11 protein-coding genes are annotated in these 16,787 nt (G+C 56.5%); 8 read left to right on the top strand and 3 right to left on the bottom strand.

Annotated features, from left to right (window positions below):
- Positions 1–99 precede the first annotated feature (99 nt).
- Together H6815_12805 and H6815_12800 are read right to left on the bottom strand one after the other, a co-directional pair.
- Positions 100–1,251: a glycosyltransferase family 9 protein gene (locus H6815_12805; protein MCB9861322.1), complete on the bottom strand. Its 1,152-nt coding sequence runs from the start codon at positions 1,249–1,251 to the stop codon at positions 100–102.
- A gap of 9 nt (positions 1,252–1,260) precedes the next feature.
- Positions 1,261–2,595, bottom strand: coding sequence for a dihydroorotase (locus tag H6815_12800; protein MCB9861321.1), 1,335 nt, complete (start codon positions 2,593–2,595; stop codon positions 1,261–1,263).
- 118 nt (positions 2,596–2,713) lie between these two features.
- On the opposite strand from H6815_12800, the gene H6815_12795 reads away from it, so the two are divergent.
- The gene (locus H6815_12795; GenBank protein ID MCB9861320.1) at positions 2,714–4,096 is read left to right on the top strand and encodes a M20/M25/M40 family metallo-hydrolase; all 1,383 of its coding nucleotides are present in this window, start codon (positions 2,714–2,716) and stop codon (positions 4,094–4,096) included.
- Positions 4,097–5,033: 937 nt separating this feature from the next.
- Here H6815_12795 and H6815_12790 read toward each other — a convergent pair.
- Positions 5,034–7,397 (bottom strand): hypothetical protein, encoded by a 2,364-nt coding sequence (locus H6815_12790; GenBank protein MCB9861319.1) that lies wholly within the window; start codon positions 7,395–7,397, stop codon positions 5,034–5,036.
- Positions 7,398–7,836: 439 nt separating this feature from the next.
- On the opposite strand from H6815_12790, the gene H6815_12785 reads away from it, so the two are divergent.
- The 7 genes from H6815_12785 to H6815_12755 all read left to right on the top strand — a co-directional run bounded on the left by H6815_12785 (position 7,837) and on the right by H6815_12755 (position 16,633).
- Positions 7,837–9,798: an acyl-CoA dehydrogenase family protein gene (locus H6815_12785; GenBank protein ID MCB9861318.1), complete on the top strand. Its 1,962-nt coding sequence runs from the start codon at positions 7,837–7,839 to the stop codon at positions 9,796–9,798.
- A gap of 53 nt (positions 9,799–9,851) precedes the next feature.
- Positions 9,852–10,991: a pyruvate dehydrogenase (acetyl-transferring) E1 component subunit alpha gene (gene pdhA, locus H6815_12780; GenBank protein ID MCB9861317.1), complete on the top strand. Its 1,140-nt coding sequence runs from the start codon at positions 9,852–9,854 to the stop codon at positions 10,989–10,991.
- A gap of 90 nt (positions 10,992–11,081) precedes the next feature.
- Positions 11,082–11,387: a hypothetical protein gene (locus H6815_12775; GenBank protein ID MCB9861316.1), complete on the top strand. Its 306-nt coding sequence runs from the start codon at positions 11,082–11,084 to the stop codon at positions 11,385–11,387.
- 44 nt (positions 11,388–11,431) lie between these two features.
- Positions 11,432–13,225, top strand: coding sequence for a hypothetical protein (locus H6815_12770; protein MCB9861315.1), 1,794 nt, complete (start codon positions 11,432–11,434; stop codon positions 13,223–13,225).
- 115 nt (positions 13,226–13,340) lie between these two features.
- Positions 13,341–15,149 carry a hypothetical protein gene (locus tag H6815_12765; GenBank protein MCB9861314.1) on the top strand — a complete coding sequence of 603 codons (1,809 nt, stop codon included), beginning with the start codon at positions 13,341–13,343 and terminating at the stop codon, positions 15,147–15,149.
- 40 nt (positions 15,150–15,189) lie between these two features.
- Positions 15,190–15,477 (top strand): hypothetical protein, encoded by a 288-nt coding sequence (locus tag H6815_12760; protein ID MCB9861313.1) that lies wholly within the window; start codon positions 15,190–15,192, stop codon positions 15,475–15,477.
- Positions 15,478–15,568: 91 nt separating this feature from the next.
- Positions 15,569–16,633: an ACP S-malonyltransferase gene (locus H6815_12755; protein ID MCB9861312.1), complete on the top strand. Its 1,065-nt coding sequence runs from the start codon at positions 15,569–15,571 to the stop codon at positions 16,631–16,633.
- The last annotated feature ends 154 nt before the right edge of the window (positions 16,634–16,787 follow it).

Genomic DNA, 16,787 nt, shown 5'->3' with positions numbered 1-16,787 from the left:
ATGTCTTACCCCGAGCACAGGCAGTCGGCTGACCCGGGCCCAAACTGTAGGAGTAAGCCCCGGACGGTCAAACCATGCCCCATGATCAGCGTCCGATTATCAGTTCGCCAGCCGTGTCGCGAGCATCTCGCCCACTTCATCCCGTACCGCTTCGACCGTAATCCTGTCGATAGCGCAGCGGTCCGGATGATCGTTGGAAGATTCCTTCGGATCGAGCGTGGGATCCGCAACGATGATCCGCTCGCCAGCGGGTGCAGGGATGGTTGTCCAGCGATGGTCCGTCGGCCCGAACAGGCTGATCAACGGCACATCGAACGCCGCAGCCATATGACGCGGCCCCGTGTCGTTCGTCAGCATTAATTCGCTCCGCCTGATGATCGATTTGAGTGAGCCCAGCGTCAGACCATGCGCAGGAAGTGACACTGCGCCGTCGCCGACCTGCTGTGCAATTGCATCGCACAACTCGCGTTCGTTCGGCGCGCCCGAGACCAGCACACGCAACCCGAACGTGTCGTGGATGTACGAACCGATCGCAGCGAATCGATCCGCAGGCCATCGCTTTGCTTCGTTGTTGCCGCCCGGATTAAGTATCACATACGTGTCGTCTGGCTCAACCCCAGCACTGCGAAGCACCTCGTTTGCTGCGCTCTCATCCTCGTCTGTTGTACCGAGTTCTATGCGCGCGTGCGCAGGAAGTGGCGTATCTGCTTGCAGCACAGTGTTCACATTTCGAAGTGTGTCGGTCTTTGACGAGTTGTTCGCAGCAACATCGCACAGATACTGCGCAGCGTGCCAGTAGTACATGCACGCGGGCACAATCGCCCACTTGCCAGAACCCGGCGCATCATCGTCGCGCTGCGGCGCAGTTAGTCGATCTGTTAGAAGCACGCCGCGCCCGTCGCGGGCGTATCCAATCCGTCGCGGTATCCCTGCGATGCGTGTCACGAGCGCTGTCCGCAAGGAGTTCGAAAATAACAGCGCTGCGTCGTACTTGCGCGGCCTGATCTTTGCGCCAGCCATCTTCGGGCCCATGACACCCGCAGCGCGATCAACGTGGATCTCGTCAAAGAACGTGGTCCCCGACAGCACCTGATCGATCCCGGGCCTGACCAGCGCGCCAAGAAACACACCCGGCATTGAATCGCGGATCAATCGCAACGCGGGTGTCGCCATGACGACATCGCCCACCCACGACGGGCAGACCACGAGCACGCGAAGGAATCGTCGGGATTGCGTCGGTTCGTCACTCATGAGACTTACTTAGGGAATCATGCGATGCCGAATCTCGCCCCCCACCATTGTCAGCACAGCACGACCCAGGCACGAGATGCCAAGGCTTGGCTCAATGAACGGCGTGTTCCAGCTCTTGCCTTTGCAGTCGTCGCGCGATGGCTTCCACTCGGCGCTTGGATCGATGATCGTGATGTCTGGGATCCCGCCTTCCTGCAACGTACCCAGTCCTGAACGGTCCAGATTGCAGAGCTTCGCAGGCTCAATCGTCATCATCGCGAGAAGCCTCGGCCAGTCGATCGCACCCGACGCGATGAGGGCCCTGCCGTAAAGCCCCAATGCGAACTCAAGACCGATCATGCCCATCGGCGCGTGTTCGTACGGCACGTCCTTCTCGTCCATGGTGTGCGGCGCGTGATCGGTCGCCAGCACAGTAATCACACCCGCCCCAACAGCACGCACAATCGCAGCACGATCGGTCGCTTCACGGATCGGTGGGTTTACCTTTGCGATCGGCCACGGCCCCGCGCCGAACGCGTTTCCGTCCGGTCCGCGGTCAATCACATGATGTGTCAAAAGCAGATGGTGCGGCGATGCTTCGGCACTCACATGGAGTTTTTCCTTGCGAGCATCACGGATCAGTTCGATCGAGCCCGCACTGGAGAGATGCTGAACGTGGTACCTTGCGTTGGTCTTGCGTGCGAGCGCGATGTCGCGATCAATGATCGTTTCTTCCGCTTCGCGGGGCCAGCCAGTCAAACCGAGTGCAGCAGAGACACTTCCCTGATGCATCTGCGCTCCGACAGTCATCGCTGGATCTTGACAGTGCTGCATGAACACGACATCGCTTGATGCACACTGCTCGAACACTGCCAGCATCATGCGTTCGCTCGCGATCGCATCGCCATCGTCAGAGATCGCGACTGCGCCAGCCTTCACGAGTGCAGCAACATCCGTCGATTGCATGCCCTTGCGTCCGACGGTGCCCGCTGCAACAGGAAAGACGCGACACTGTGCGGCTTTCGCACGCGCACTGACAAACTCGATCTGCTCAACCGAGTCGAGTGCGGGTGATGTGTTGGGCATGCAGCAGACAGTCGTGAATCCACCAGCAACAGCTGCGTGTGATCCGGTCTCGATCGTTTCCTTGTGCGTCTGCCCGGGCTCGCGCAGATGCACGTGCGGGTCGATCAACCCCGGCGCGACGATCAGACCATCCGCATTGATGACAGTGTCAGCAGCCGAAGCAGAAAGCCCCGTGCCGATCTCGACGATCTTTCCATCCGCAACAGCAACATCGCAGATCTCGTCGCGTCCGGACGCTGGATCAATCACCCGGCCATTCTGTATGAGCACTCGTTCCATTGCAGGATCATTGGCGTGGTAGACCAGTCTTGCATACAGCTGTCACTCGGAACAAACCCTGTCTTTGCTCCGTTGAGTACAGTTCAGGCTGTTCTTCCCACTTCCCGGAGAATCCACCATGCCACACGCACGCATCACTTCGCTCTTCGCCGTCGTGATTGGAGGCTTTGCTATGCCCACACTCGCACAAGAAGCACCAGTCGAGACCGTCGCACGGATCAACAGACAGATCAGTGCCGAACGCCTGATGTCAACCATCAACTCCCTCGTCGGGTTCGGCACGCGCCACACACTCTCGAACACAGAGTCCGACACGCGTGGGATCGGCGCAGCGAGGCGATGGGTCCATGATCAGTTTACCAGCTATGGCGGTCGCCTTGAGCCAGCATTCGATCCGCATCAGGCCCCACCCTCACGCCGGATTCCGGATGGCGCTGAAGTCGTCAACGTCATCGCGACACTCCCCGGCACCATGCCCGAAGCAAAGGACCGGTACTACTACATCCTCGGGCATCTCGATAGTCGAGCTTCCGACGCAATGGATGCAGAGAGTGATGCGCCCGGCGCAAACGACGACGCATCAGGTGTGGCTGCATTGATGGAACTGGCGCGCGTGCTCGCGAATGTGCCGCTCGACGCAACGATCGTTTTCATGGCAACCACCGGTGAGGAACAGGGATTGATCGGCGCGCGCATGCACGCAGAAGCAGCACGCAAGGCGAACCGCAACATCGCGGGCGTACTCAACAATGACATGATCGGCACGCCCGTCGGGCCGCGCGGCGAGACATCGCACAACACCATCCGGGTGTATTCCGAAGGTTTGCCGCTCGACGCGGTGAACTCTGACTCCGATCGCATGGGGCGTGCGATGCAAACAATCCGATCGATCTCATCGGAGAGCGATGCCCCGTCACGCCAGCTTGCGCGCTTCGTTGCAGAGGTCGCAAAGCAGCACAGTCTTGTGATCCAGCCGACACTGATCCATCGCCCCGACCGGTTCCTTCGAGGCGGCGATCACACCGGGTTCAACGAGCAGGGATTCACCGCGATCCGCATCGTCGATATGTGGGAGAACTACGACCATCAGCATCAGGACGTGCGCAAGGAGATGGTCGACGGGAAGGAAGTGCAGTTCGGTGATCTGCCCGAGTATGTCGACGCCGATTATCTCGCAAATACCACTCGCCTGAATGCTGCGATATTGATCCATCTTGCGAACGCGCCGAGTGTGCCGGGCAACCCGCGCATCGTGACAGCGGAACTCAGCTACGACACGCTCGTCCGCTGGGAGCCCTCGCCCGAGCCCGATGTTGCGGGGTACGAGGTTGTCTGGCGCGACACGACCAGCAACTCGTGGGACAACGTGCTTGACGTTGGCAAAGCAACCGAAGCCGAGATCAAAGCCAACAAGGACATGTGCTTCTTCGGCGTTCGAGCGTACGACATCCACGGCTATCGCTCACCCGTTGGATTCGCGACCGCTGCGAGGAATGAGTAGGATCTGATAAATACAGTTATCATTAATAGTGGCGCAACTGATGAATGTGGATATTATAGAGTGTATATCATTGCAACATTCTCTTCGACAGTGTTTGTGTGTAGCATAGTTGAGTTTGCATGGGAAACATAACGATGAGATCAAGCCTGTATGCCGTTGCATGTGCCGCCTTCTACTGCGCAAGTGTGAATGCAGATTTGGCATATCTTACAGACAGCAGCTATGTCCAAGCTTGCAGCATCGTCTATGCCGACCCCCCTTTCGTGAACGCGTTTCAAACTTCGTGTCAATACACTTTGGCAAACCAACAACGATACTTTGAACCAAGTGAGTTGAGAGTTACGACGTATGCTGACGCGCTTACACCGCAAGGGGGAAGTTCCAATCACGCAAAGTCAGTTATTTCAATAACGTTCTCTGTCACTACATCGACCGAAGTGGATCTCTCGATCGGCGTTTCATCCGCAACGCTGAACGGTGGCCAGTGCAGATCAAATGGTTCATTCTTTGGACCGGGATATAACTTCACATGGGAGGGCACAGTTCTTCCAACACGACTGACTCTTGAATCAGGGACGTATTCGGTGTTTGTGGATAATGACGTGGAGTCATGGGCCCTAGATCCATATTTCGCCTCGGAAGCATTTCAATACGTGACATGCACAATCACTGTGGTTCCTTCCCCGGGTTGCGGTATTCTTGTTCTCGCTGGTGGAATATCACTTTTTCGCAGATCCAGACGAGCAACGCTAGCTCATCGCGTCCATCCTGTCAGGACATGAGCTCGCGCTCTATCTCGTACTAAATAACAATAAAGATTTACAACGACGATGTGACCACTGAATACTGTGATCAGGCGTGTCTGACGACGAGGCAGCAGAGAAGAACACACCCTGAATCCTTGGGGTGTTGTTGCCGTACTCTGCACCATACATGATTAGGGGCAGCCAACTGCATACGCATTGCCGAAGCAGATGTAATCGAGAATGTTCAACGTGCTGTTGCTGTCGCAGTCGGCGTACGGATCGTTCGCTGCATAGGCGTTGCCAAAGCAAATGTAGTCGAGGATGTCCAGTGCGCCAGATTCGTCGCAATCGGCGTAGCACGCGGTTGGCACGCAGCCCCAGCGCGCAATGTACGGTGCGACGATACCACCGATGGTGGTGAACCTGCCCCCCGCGACTAGATCACCATTGGGCAGCATGGCCACTGAGTGCACTTCCGAAAACTCCGTCCCGACAATCCCCGACCCGAGGGCGGACCACTTGGCGCCGTCCCAGTGGACGATGTTGTTCGCGGGCACGCCGCCAGCGAAGCTGAACCGGCCTCCTACAACCAGACCGCCGCTCGGCAGCACAGCGAGCGAGTAAGCCTCCCCTGGCAAAGACCCAGTCCAGTCGGTCAACCCCGACCCGAGGGGAGACCAAGTTGAACCGTCCCACCGAGCGATGGACTTTGCTGGAACGCCCCCAGCATTGTTGAACTCGCCACCCACGACAAGGTCTCCATTGGGCAAGACGACCAACGAGTTCACATAACCCCAGGTGAAACCCGACCCCAGGGCGGACCAACTCGAACCGTCCCAACGAGCAATGCGATTCGCGCTGATGCCGCCAGCAGTATCGAAGACACCACCGACGACCAGGTCGCCATTGGGTAATAGGGCCAGCGCCCCCACACCCGCCGAACTCGTCCCACTTATCCCTGACCCCAGGGAGGACCAACTGCTGCCGTCCCAGCGGGCGATGTGGTGAACGATGACACCGCCGGCACGGGTGAACCTGCCTCCCGCAACCAGGTCGCCATTGGGGAGCACGGCCAATGAGCCCACAGCCGCATAGTTTTCCCCAGACATTCCTGACCCGAGGGGGAACCAACTGGTGCCGTCCCAACGTGCGATATGTTTCGCGCTGACACCGCCAGCAGTGGTGAAATGGCCTCCCGCGACGAGGTCGCCATTAGGCAGCATGGCAAGTGAGCCCACCTCCGGAATCTCCGTCCCGCCCATCCCCGATCCCAGGGCGGACCAGAGAGTGCCGTCCCAGCTGGCAATCGAGTTCGCAGGCACACCGCCGGCTGTAGTGAACCAGCCCCCCATAATCAGGCCGCCATTGGGCAGCGTGGCCAGCGATAGCACCCACGGGCCGTCTATCCCCATTGCGAGGGGAGACCAACTCGACCCGTTCCATCGTGCGATGCGAACAGCTGGCACACCGCCGGCTGTGCTGAAGCTGCCTCCCGCAACCAGGTCACCGTTTGGCAATACAGCCAGCGAGCTCACGTCGTTGTTCATTCCCGACCCCATGTTGGACCAACTGGTGCCATCCCAGCGTGCAATATAGTTCGTGCTGACGCCGCCAGAGGTAAAGAAGTGGCCTCCCGCGATCAGGTCGCCGTTTGGCCGCACGGCCAGTGAAAACACAATAGAGCCGCCATTCAACCCCGGCCCGAGGGGGGACCATCCGGCACCATCCCAACGTGCGATGTGCTTCGCGTAGATGCCACCTGCGTAATAGAACTGGCCTCCCGCGATCAGGTCACCATTGGATAGCACAATCAACGAGTTTACCGAGCTGTTCATGCCCGACCCGAGAGTGGACCAGGTGGCACCGTCCCAGCGCGCGATGTTGGCTGCTGGCACGCCGCCGGCGGTATCAAAGTAGCCTCCCGCGACCAGATCGCCACTCGGCAGCACGGCCAGCGTCACCACACTGTCGTCCATCCCAGAGCCGAGGGTGGACCAACTCGACCCATCCCAGCGTGCAATGTAGTGCGCATCAGCACCACCGGCTGTGGTAAACCCACCTCCCGCGATCAGGTCGCCATTGGGTAGCACGGCAAGCGCACGCACACTGTCGTCCATCCCAGTGCCGAGGGCAAACCAGTTCGAGCCGTCCCAGCGTGCGATGTTGTTCGCTGGCACGCCGCCAGCAGTTGTGAACTCTCCTCCCGCGACCAGATCGCCATTGGGTAGTACCGTCAGCGAGTACACATCGCCGTCAAGCCCCGCACCAAGGGCCGACCAGTCGCCGGTGTCCGGGTCATAGAGGGCAACTCTGCTTGCGATCGCGTTGCCTGCCAGCGAGAATCCCCCAGCCACGACGAGCTTGGGTGTTTGCGGCCCGGGTCCATCCGGATCCCACATTGTGGTTGCGCCCACGCTCCCATCATACGTGCCCGGGTACGACGCCGTGCTCGGATCGAACGGCTGCCACTGCGGGTCCGGGCAGTTGGGCTGGGCAGTAGCGCTGCAAGCGATCACACAGAGCGCGACTGCAACAGAGGCTGTGATGGATTTCATGGTGTCTCCGGTGACGAGTGCTTGGCAGCATACTGGACGTGTCGCTTCGTCACATATCGTCCATTGCTCACCCTGAACTGCCCCAAGACTCATGTCATACGTGACCACACAATGCACTATTAACTTCAACCCCATCTTGCGTCGATGCGCAGCTTCAGTTTTATGCGCAAGTTTTGAGCTACACACATGTGCATGGGAGCCGCGTAGAAATGCCTAAATGATCAGACTTTGTCAGGCATCTGCACGTGCGCCCTCAGCCTCTGCCCGCGCTATAAATACATGCTTGAGATGACGATGCGGCCAAAGCCCCTCCCGTGCTGGAATGGGGCGTTGTTTTGCTGACAGTCCGTTTGGATTCTGTCAGCAAGTGTCAATACGATCTCGCATCAACTGGAAGAGAAACATTTCCATACACCCAACACGGGCTGGAGACGACACGATGGCAGATCTGAAGAGCATGAAGGGCCTGAGCGAGAAGGAACGGGCGATGCTCGCTGACGCTGAGACCCTGCTCGGCCCCGAGCCCTCGACCATGGGCCTGACCAAGAACCTCTACTGGGGTCGCATCCGCGAGGAACTGCTGTTCCCGTATCCGGACATCATCTCGCCCGAAGAGAAGAAAGCCTGCGACGAACTGCTCGTTAAGCTTGAGGACTATCTGCGCACCGAGCATCCATCGATCGAGATCGATCAGGAGCAGTACATCCCCGACTGGTGCGTGAAGCGTCTCTTCGAGATGGGCGTGCTCGGCATCACCATCGGTAAGGAGTTCGGCGGTCTCGGCATGGGCATCACCAGCTACAACCGCGTGCTGCAGATGATCGGTAAGTACTGCGGCTCAACGGCTGTGATGGTCTCTGCACATCAATCGATCGGATGCAAGGCGGTCATGCTGTTCGGCACTGAAGAGCAGAAGCAGCGTTGGCTGCCGAGACTCGCTGCTGACTGGCTCAGCGCATTCTGTCTGTCAGAGCCGAACGTCGGCTGCGATGCAGGCGGGCAGGAGACACACTGCGAAGTAGTCGAAGACGGATCGCACTACATCCTCAATGGTGAAAAGAAGTGGGCAACATCCGGTGCGCTCGCTGGATTGTTTACGGTCATGTGCAAGCAGAAGATGGCTGACGGCAAGGAGAAGGTGACCGCGCTTGTCTGCACGCCAGACATGCCCGGCATTGATATCTTCCAGAAGAACCGATCCAAGTGCGGCATCCGCGGCACATGGCAGGCGCGCATCAAGTTCAACAATGTAAAAGTTCCCAAGGAAAACCTGCTCCACAAGGAAGGACGCGGACTCAATGTCGCGCTGACCTGCCTGAACTTTGGTCGGTGCACGCTCTCGGCGGGCATGCTTGGCGGCGCCCAGCGCGCGATGGATCAGGCGATCCGCTGGGGCAAAACACGCTACCAGTTTGGCTCACCACTATCAGACAACGAACTTGTGCAGGAGCGCATCGCACACATGGCTGCGCTCACGTTTGCGATGGACTCCGTGCTGTATGCGACAACCGGGTTCCTCGATCGCGGCGACGAAGACATCATGGTCGAGACCGCGATCTGCAAGGTGTTCTGCTCCGAGATGGGATGGCGCGTGGTCAACGACGCGGTCCAGATCATGGGCGGCGAATCGTACATGACCGAGAACGAGATCGAGCGCATCTTCCGCGACTCGCGCATCAACATCATCGTTGAAGGATCGAACGATCTGATGTGGTCATTCATCTTCGGGTACGGCGGCAAGCAGCTCGCAGAGTGGATGCTCTCGATTCGCGAGGCTGCAAAGTCGAATCCGATCGGTACACTCAAGCCATCATTCATGAAGCAGGCGGTCCCGCTCGGCATGGAAGTGTTCCTCGGCATCCGCAAGCGAACCCCGGTCATTGGCAAGCTGCATGCGTCGCTGACAAAGGAAGGCCTGCGCGCATCACGATGCGTTCGTGAGTTGACGTACCAGTTCAAGCAGACCTCCAAACGCTACGACGCTGCGATGATGAAGCGCCAGAGCGTGCAGTCGCGCCTTGCGCTCGCATCAATCTGGCTGCATGCATGGCTGTGCTCACTCTCGAAGCTTGATCAGCTCGTTCGCTCCGGCGCTTCGGGTCCAAAGTATGAGCGCGATCGCGCTGCTGCGATGCACTTCTTCGATCTTGCCGAGATCGCAATCAACGAGCACTTCCGCAATCTCTACGAGAACGCGGACGAGACAATGCTCAAAGCAGCCGACGCAGCGATGGCGTACGACAACGAGTTCCCGCCGGATCTCTTCATCATTCCTGAGCGCACACCGACCGATCAGCGAGGTCGCGGACGCGTGCCGAACCAAACCGCGATCAAGCAGTTCGCTGGCGACAAGGAGTTCCAGGACAACCGCTCGTACGCAGGAACTGCATCCCACGCGTAAGATTACTGTTCACACGAGTCTGCATACCAGTCGGCACACACAGAGGAATCGAGATGCCACGCAAAGTCGTCTATGAAACAAAGATCGAGCACGTCTCTATCCTTGATGAGCACGGCAACTTCGACAAGAAGCTCGCGAAGGACACGCTCACCGACGACGAGGTGAAGTTCCTCTACGAGCAGATGATCATCAACCGCCAGCTCGACGAGATCGCGTTCAAACTCCAGCGTTCGGGTCGCATGGGCACGTACCCGCAGAACAAGGGACAGGAGGCAGCAGCGCTCGGCTCCGGGTTTGCTGCAAAGAAGGGCTCCGACTACATCGTCCCGTGCTATCGCGAGAACGGTTCGATGTTCCTGCACGGGCTCCCCATGCACTACGTCCTTCTGCACTGGATGGGCGACGAACGCGGCAATCAGATTCCCGATGGCGTGAACGTCACACCCATCGCGATCCCCATCGGCACGCAGATGCTCCACGCCACCGGGATGGCGATGGCATTCAAGATCCGCAAGGAGCCGCGTGTTGCAGTGACATACTTCGGCGACGGCGCAACATCCGAAGGCGACTTCCACGAAGCAATGAACTTTGCTGGCTCGTTCCAGGCACCCGTTGTGTTCTTCTGCCAGAACAACCAGTGGGCGATCTCCGTCCCGCGCGAGACACAGACGAACTGCGAAACCATCGCACAGAAATCTGTCGCCTACGGCATGCCCGGTATCCAGTGTGACGGCAACGACATCTTTGCTGTGTACAAGGTCGCGAAGGAAGCCATTGAGCGTGCACGCAATGGCGGCGGCCCAACGCTTATTGAAGCATTCACGTACCGTCTCGGCGATCACACCACCGCCGATGATGCGCGCAGGTATCGCGACGCGAAGGAACTCGAAGCGTGGCAGGCAAAGGATCCGATCATCCGCACGCGCAACTGGCTTACCGAACGCGATCTCTGGAACGACGAGATGCAGCAGCAGATGGACGAGCGTGCGAAGAAGATCGTTGACGAGGTTGTCAAGGCTGCGACAGAGATCGAAAAGCCAGAGTCAGCCGACTTCTTCAACGACATGTTCGCGGAGATGCCCGATTCACTGCGACGTCAGCGTGACACCATGCAGACACACAGCCTCGGACAGAATCCTGAGCAGGCTGGCTTGCGCACGCAACACACGACACCGATGCATGCTGGAGCCTAAGCCAGCTTCATGACATTATCGTGTGGGGCAATGTACACCTTCAACATGAAGTTGTGAGAGTGAGCATCAATGAGTTAAGGGAGTGCCATGATGAATAATCGCATGTGCTCTGTTATGTGTATTGGAACATCTCTACTGAGCGCCACTGCTATCGTGCTTTCTGCAATAGCGATTCTCAGGGCAAATGATGCAAATCTTCGTGCTGATAGAGCCTACACAAAGGTAGTCAGCGAAATCTCTGAGAGTGTTGACACTCTTTTCGAGCAGATTGGAGCGCCTTCTCACGAGGGGCAGCCAAAGGACATCAAAGAGGCGCTTGCGCCGATATTGAACATGTTCGTATCGTTGGATATCCCCGGTGAGGAGCAGCAGCCGCAAGGGAGCGAATCGCCTTGAAAGTGTATCCAAAATTATGTTCGAGCTAACTTTCGGCAGGAAGTATGTTATCAGCAACCGTTTTCTACATCATCGGATTGTGCGTCCTCGGATTCGGCGCGATCCTGATGGTGTGGGCTGTACTCATTGGCGATCGCGCGAGGGGGCGTGTGCGATGTCCGGGTCCTGCTGTACATGGCGTGCGAAGATTTCTCCTTGTTGGGCCGTTGCGAAGGCGCTGCTGGTATAACATGAAAGGACTCGTGCCGAACCCCGAGCACGAACTTGTGTGTCCAGAGTGTGGCAGACATGTGCAAGTGCATGATTGGAAACCTGACTCAAAAACGAAACCGCCCAGACTCCTCCGCAGGCCACGCAGGCGCTGGAAGTGGGCATCAGCAGCACTTGCAATCATTCTGCTCGGCATAACGACGTTCGCATGGCCGATGGTCACAGCAAAGAGTTGGGTAACCGTCGCGCCGAATCTTGTGCTTATCGCGATGTTTCCGATGTCGATCACGGATCAGGACATGATCGATCAAACCGGACCAAGGTTTGCAATCTACGAGGAACTCAGATCCAGGCAGGAACAGTTCAAACTCAGCCCATTCGAAGAACGGGTACTGCTCTGGCGCATGAATCCACTGCTCAATCCTAATAGTGACAAGTTTCTGACACAGCGATACGTTGTCAAGATTGCTGAGTTAGCTGGAATCAAACACTCATCCACGCATAGACGCATCGCAACTCTTCTATCAGCACGAGTAGACGAATATCTGCCATATTCGGGCACACCAGACAGACCGACCCAGGGCGTTCTGGACCCGTTCTATCAGCGTGACTATCTCATCGCGTCTCTCATCGGTTATACCTTGAAAAAGAAAGATGTTGATCTTTTTGAGGCTGATATTCTTCGACTCAGCAACTCTCTTGTCAGTTACTTTGATACTGATTCTCAACCGATCCCAGCTAGGAGAAACGGGGCGTTCGAGCATCCACTGTCCGGCTGGCTTGTATCTGCGCTCATCAGGATGAATACCGAAGCAAGCGTGGACGCAATGCTCAGAGTCTCCGAGCTCGAACCAAAGATGCCAGCCTGGTTTATCTCTCCATTCAATCTCGCGTCATGGATCGCAACCGTAGATAATTCACGTCTCGTCACAGCAGCTTGCGATCTCGCCTATGACGAGCGCACCAACGACGTTGCACGATACATGATTGCCTTGGGATTATCTCGATATAGATCAAAGGAAGCAATCAATGCTATGTGCGATCTTCTGACAGATACTGCTGCCCGATATACAAGCAACCCGTCAGCAATGCAGTCAGGATATCACGCCGTTGTCGCCTGTTGCTGCACAAGCCTTGCTCTCAACGGCATCCCTCACGAGAGAAAACTACATGTGATGATTGCTCTTGAGACACTCAAGCTTGATGAGGCAACGCTTAATCGAGACGACCTTTCTCGAGCCAGAACCGAGCGAAGAATGGGCAACGATTTCTCCAGCCGGGCAGCACTGCTTCTTTATCGATCCATGGAGAAAGGTCCAGAAGTTGTGCTTGAAAAGGCAAGAGAAGAACTTCGTGACTTCCCAGACGAAGTTGATCTCTCGATTCTGCTCGTAGTGCTTGGTTCTGATGCAGAACCTCTGAAGCCAGAAATACTCAGATCAATACAAGACGGAAGAGATTCAAGCACGATGCTGAGAAGCGTGCTGACCGAAGCACTCTTTGGTCATGATAACAACACTGCTCGATCGTTGTCAAAGATGGCTGATAACCTTGAGGCACGTGGTCTGTTTTCTCGTGCAAACTCACTGCGCCAATGGGCAACAAGAGTTCGAGGCTTTGTTGATTGAACTGGCATAACGCCCTTTGAAAGCACACATGCACGCAGGTATCGCACGCCTTACTATAACACTTAAGTGACAGTTTGATAACGCAACCACGCAATACCTCACACAGAATCACATCATGACACCGGCATACATGTACATCATCGGATTGTGCGTCCTCGGACTGGGCGCGGTCCTGATGGTGTGGGCTGTTCTCATTGGCGATCGCGCGAAGGGGCGTGTGCGTTGTCCGGGTCCTGCTGTACATGGCGTGCGAAGATTTCTCCTTGTTGGGCCGTTGCGAAGGCGCTGCTGGTACAACATGGAAGGGCTCGTGCCGGACACTGCGCACGAACTGGTCTGCCCCGAGTGCGGCAGGCATGTGCAGGTGCATGGATGGAAACCTGACTCAAAAACGAAACCGCCCAGACTCCTCCGCAGGCCACGCAGGCGCTGGAAGTGGGCATCAGCAGCACTCGCTGTCGTCATGCTTGGCGCGGGGACCTTCGCGTGGCCGATGGTTACAGCAAAGAACTGGGTGACCGTCGCACCGAATCTTGTGCTGATTCTTGCAATGCCCATACAACCCTACACAAAGATAGAAAACCAAGGTATCAATGGATTTCTTGATGGGCCTGCATCATACCGACATGCTCCCGTAATCAACGAACTCCTGCGGCGCGTTGTGTCAAACAACCAACCACCAAGCATCATTGAGCAGAAACTCTTGCTCATGCGATTACACGTCTATTTCAACAGATCCGAGGGAGATCCGCTCTCAAACGCAATCGTGCCCGTCCGAATCGCGTCCCACTTGTCAGTACATTCGAGTGCCTTCTCAAAGGACATTGCTGCGTTATTGCAAGCAACCATTCCATCATATCTTCCAAATGCCAACATATTCAATCGCGGCCCGAGGAGGTACAACAACGACTACGACACACCCTTCGGCGACGACGAAATATTCTTCTTCGAAGCCCTCAAATACGTCTCTCGATGGCCCAGTACGAAACACTTCGAGCAGCCAGTATGTGATCTTGCCAATGGGCTGCTGCCAGAACTTAGCACGATGGCAACAACAACCGTGTTTGATCACGATGTTGATCTCGTGTTCGACCACACTCATATCCTTGCAGCACCACTCGATCATGCGCTTGGTGCGTTACAGACAGAACAATGCCGAAACACACTGCTTGAAGTGCTCAACGCAAAGCCGATTGGCGTAATCAACTCGGACTTCCGAGCGTCAACATATCGTGCGCTTAGCAGCTACGGAGACAACCAGTCGATTGACTCTATGATTGTTCGATCCGGTTTACATGGCGAGTACAACCGAAATGGAGATCGTACGCTCATCGTGCGGGAATTGTGTCGCATTCACACACAGGAAGCCGCACAGGCACTATGCGGCATTCTGGACCAGATACTTCGTGATCGAAATAAATATCGGCAAGTTGACGTGGAAATTCTTCTCCAGGCACTTCTTGGCATCATTGCCATCGGTATTCCTCCTGGCGAAGAGAATACTGTTCACACAGCATTCCAAACTTACAAACAAGTTTATCTCGATACATGGCACCGTGAGAATGCAACTATTATTGACAACACTATTCAGAACGGGCCATCAGTGCTGCTTGAAGCGGCCCGTGCAGAACTCACAAAGGAACGCCGCACCGAGTTTCGCGATATGTACCTTTTCGCACTTGGCCCCGACGCACGAAACCTTCGCGCAGAGATCATTGATCAAATCGTGCAAGGCAACATATCAATCGAATCGTGGGCCGCATATCAACCTTTCAATCCCCTTCTCCTTGCTCTGTTTCAGGGAGATATCCAATTTGCTCGGGAACTTAGAATGGTCGCTCATGGCATTGAACAAAGCAATCGCTTGCGTGCTCAATCAATGAGAGAACTCGCGCACACGCTCGAAGGCATACCATTGAAATAACAAACCACCACACCATTCACTAACACCGGATGTAACTCACATGCTCGTCCGATTCGAAGACACCAAGGGAAAAACGCACTGGATCAACCCGGTGCATGTGAAGGTTGTCGCCGAAGTAAAGCCGGGGCGCACGGACATCTTTCTCACCTACGGCGGCGGCTGGGGATCGAACGTCACGATCAAGGTGAATCTGCCCGCAGATCAGGTTGCGGACATGCTCAATGTTGCCATGCCCGAGGTGGTGCTCGGCTACGTCACCGATGATGGCAGAAGCCCATTGGGCGGCGCTTCGTCTGGTGGCGCAGCAGCGGCCGCTGCTGCCGGGTGAGCTTTCTTGACAGATCCAGCATTCCGACCCTAATTGCGATGATCAGCTACGATGCTGAAAAGATGCCTGACATCATCGCAGGGAGGCAGCCATGACAACCGAAACAACAACACATCCATCGAACACGTCGAGCACATCTGTAGCTACTGGATTGATTGTGCTCTGTCCTGGGCAGGGGGCGCAAGCTGTCGGCATGGGGAAGATGTGGTGCGAAAAATCACAGAATGCCAAGGCAGTGTTCGACCTCGCAGATGGCATTGTTGGAAATCGTCTCGGTGAAAAGCTCAGCACATTGTGCTTTGAAGGCCCTGCTGATGTGCTCAACCATACCGATGTGTCGCAACCCGCGCTCTACACCTGTGCAGTGGCGTGCTGGCGTGGACTGATGGAACGATCCGACTTTGAGCGCACACCGCTTGTCGCTGCGATGGGATTAAGCCTTGGCGAATACACCGCTCTGCACATTGCGGGAGCGATCGACTTCGAATCCGGGCTCGAACTCGTGCTCCTACGCGGCCGGGCGATGCAGGACGCTGCAGAGCAGCAACAAGGAGGCATGGTCGCGCTCATCGGCGCGGACGAAGCGCAGGCGCTCGAAGTGTGCGACAAAGCACGTGTCGACGACGTGCTTGTCTGCGCAAACTTCAATGCGCCCGGGCAGATCGTCATCAGTGGACACAAATCAGCCTGCGATCGCGCAGTTGATGTTGCAACAGAGATGAAACTCCGCGCGACTCCGCTCACAGTCGCTGGCGCGTTCCACTCTCCATTGATGCAACCTGCCGCAGACCGACTCTCAGATGCGCTCGCACAGACAACATTTCGCATCCCCAAATGCACCGTGCTTGCCAATGTTGATGTTGAGGCACATCCGGGTTCGACCAAAGGGCCGATCATGGGACGTGCCGCCACTGATCCTGCCCAACTTTCGCGTGATCTCCTTGCCCGACAACTGACCAGTTCCGTCAGATGGTCTGACTCGTGCATGCGGCTTGCCAGCGTTGTCAATCGACCACGAGAGCAGGACAATCCCTCGCCAGCGGAGCACATCGACTGGCACGAACTCGCGCCGGGCAAGACACTCATGGGGCTCATGAGACGGATCAACCGGGATGTGAAAGTCATGACACACGACGAGCCTGAAAGCCCAAACTGACCCCTCTTTCGTCACTGTTCTGTCACTGCGGGGGTTTTCTGCAACCTTTGACGCACTTGCCACGGAAAGCTCAGAGTACAGAATCTGGCACATTTCACCCCGATCTGCCGTATAATGTGCGTGCGGTCAACAGTCACGACCAGTCGAAACGGAG

Source organism: Phycisphaeraceae bacterium (assembly GCA_020639155.1).
In the GTDB taxonomy this organism is placed as follows: domain Bacteria; phylum Planctomycetota; class Phycisphaerae; order Phycisphaerales; family UBA1924; genus JACKHF01.
Note: the sequence above shows the minus strand (reverse complement) of the source record. Positions and strands in the feature narration are given on the sequence as shown.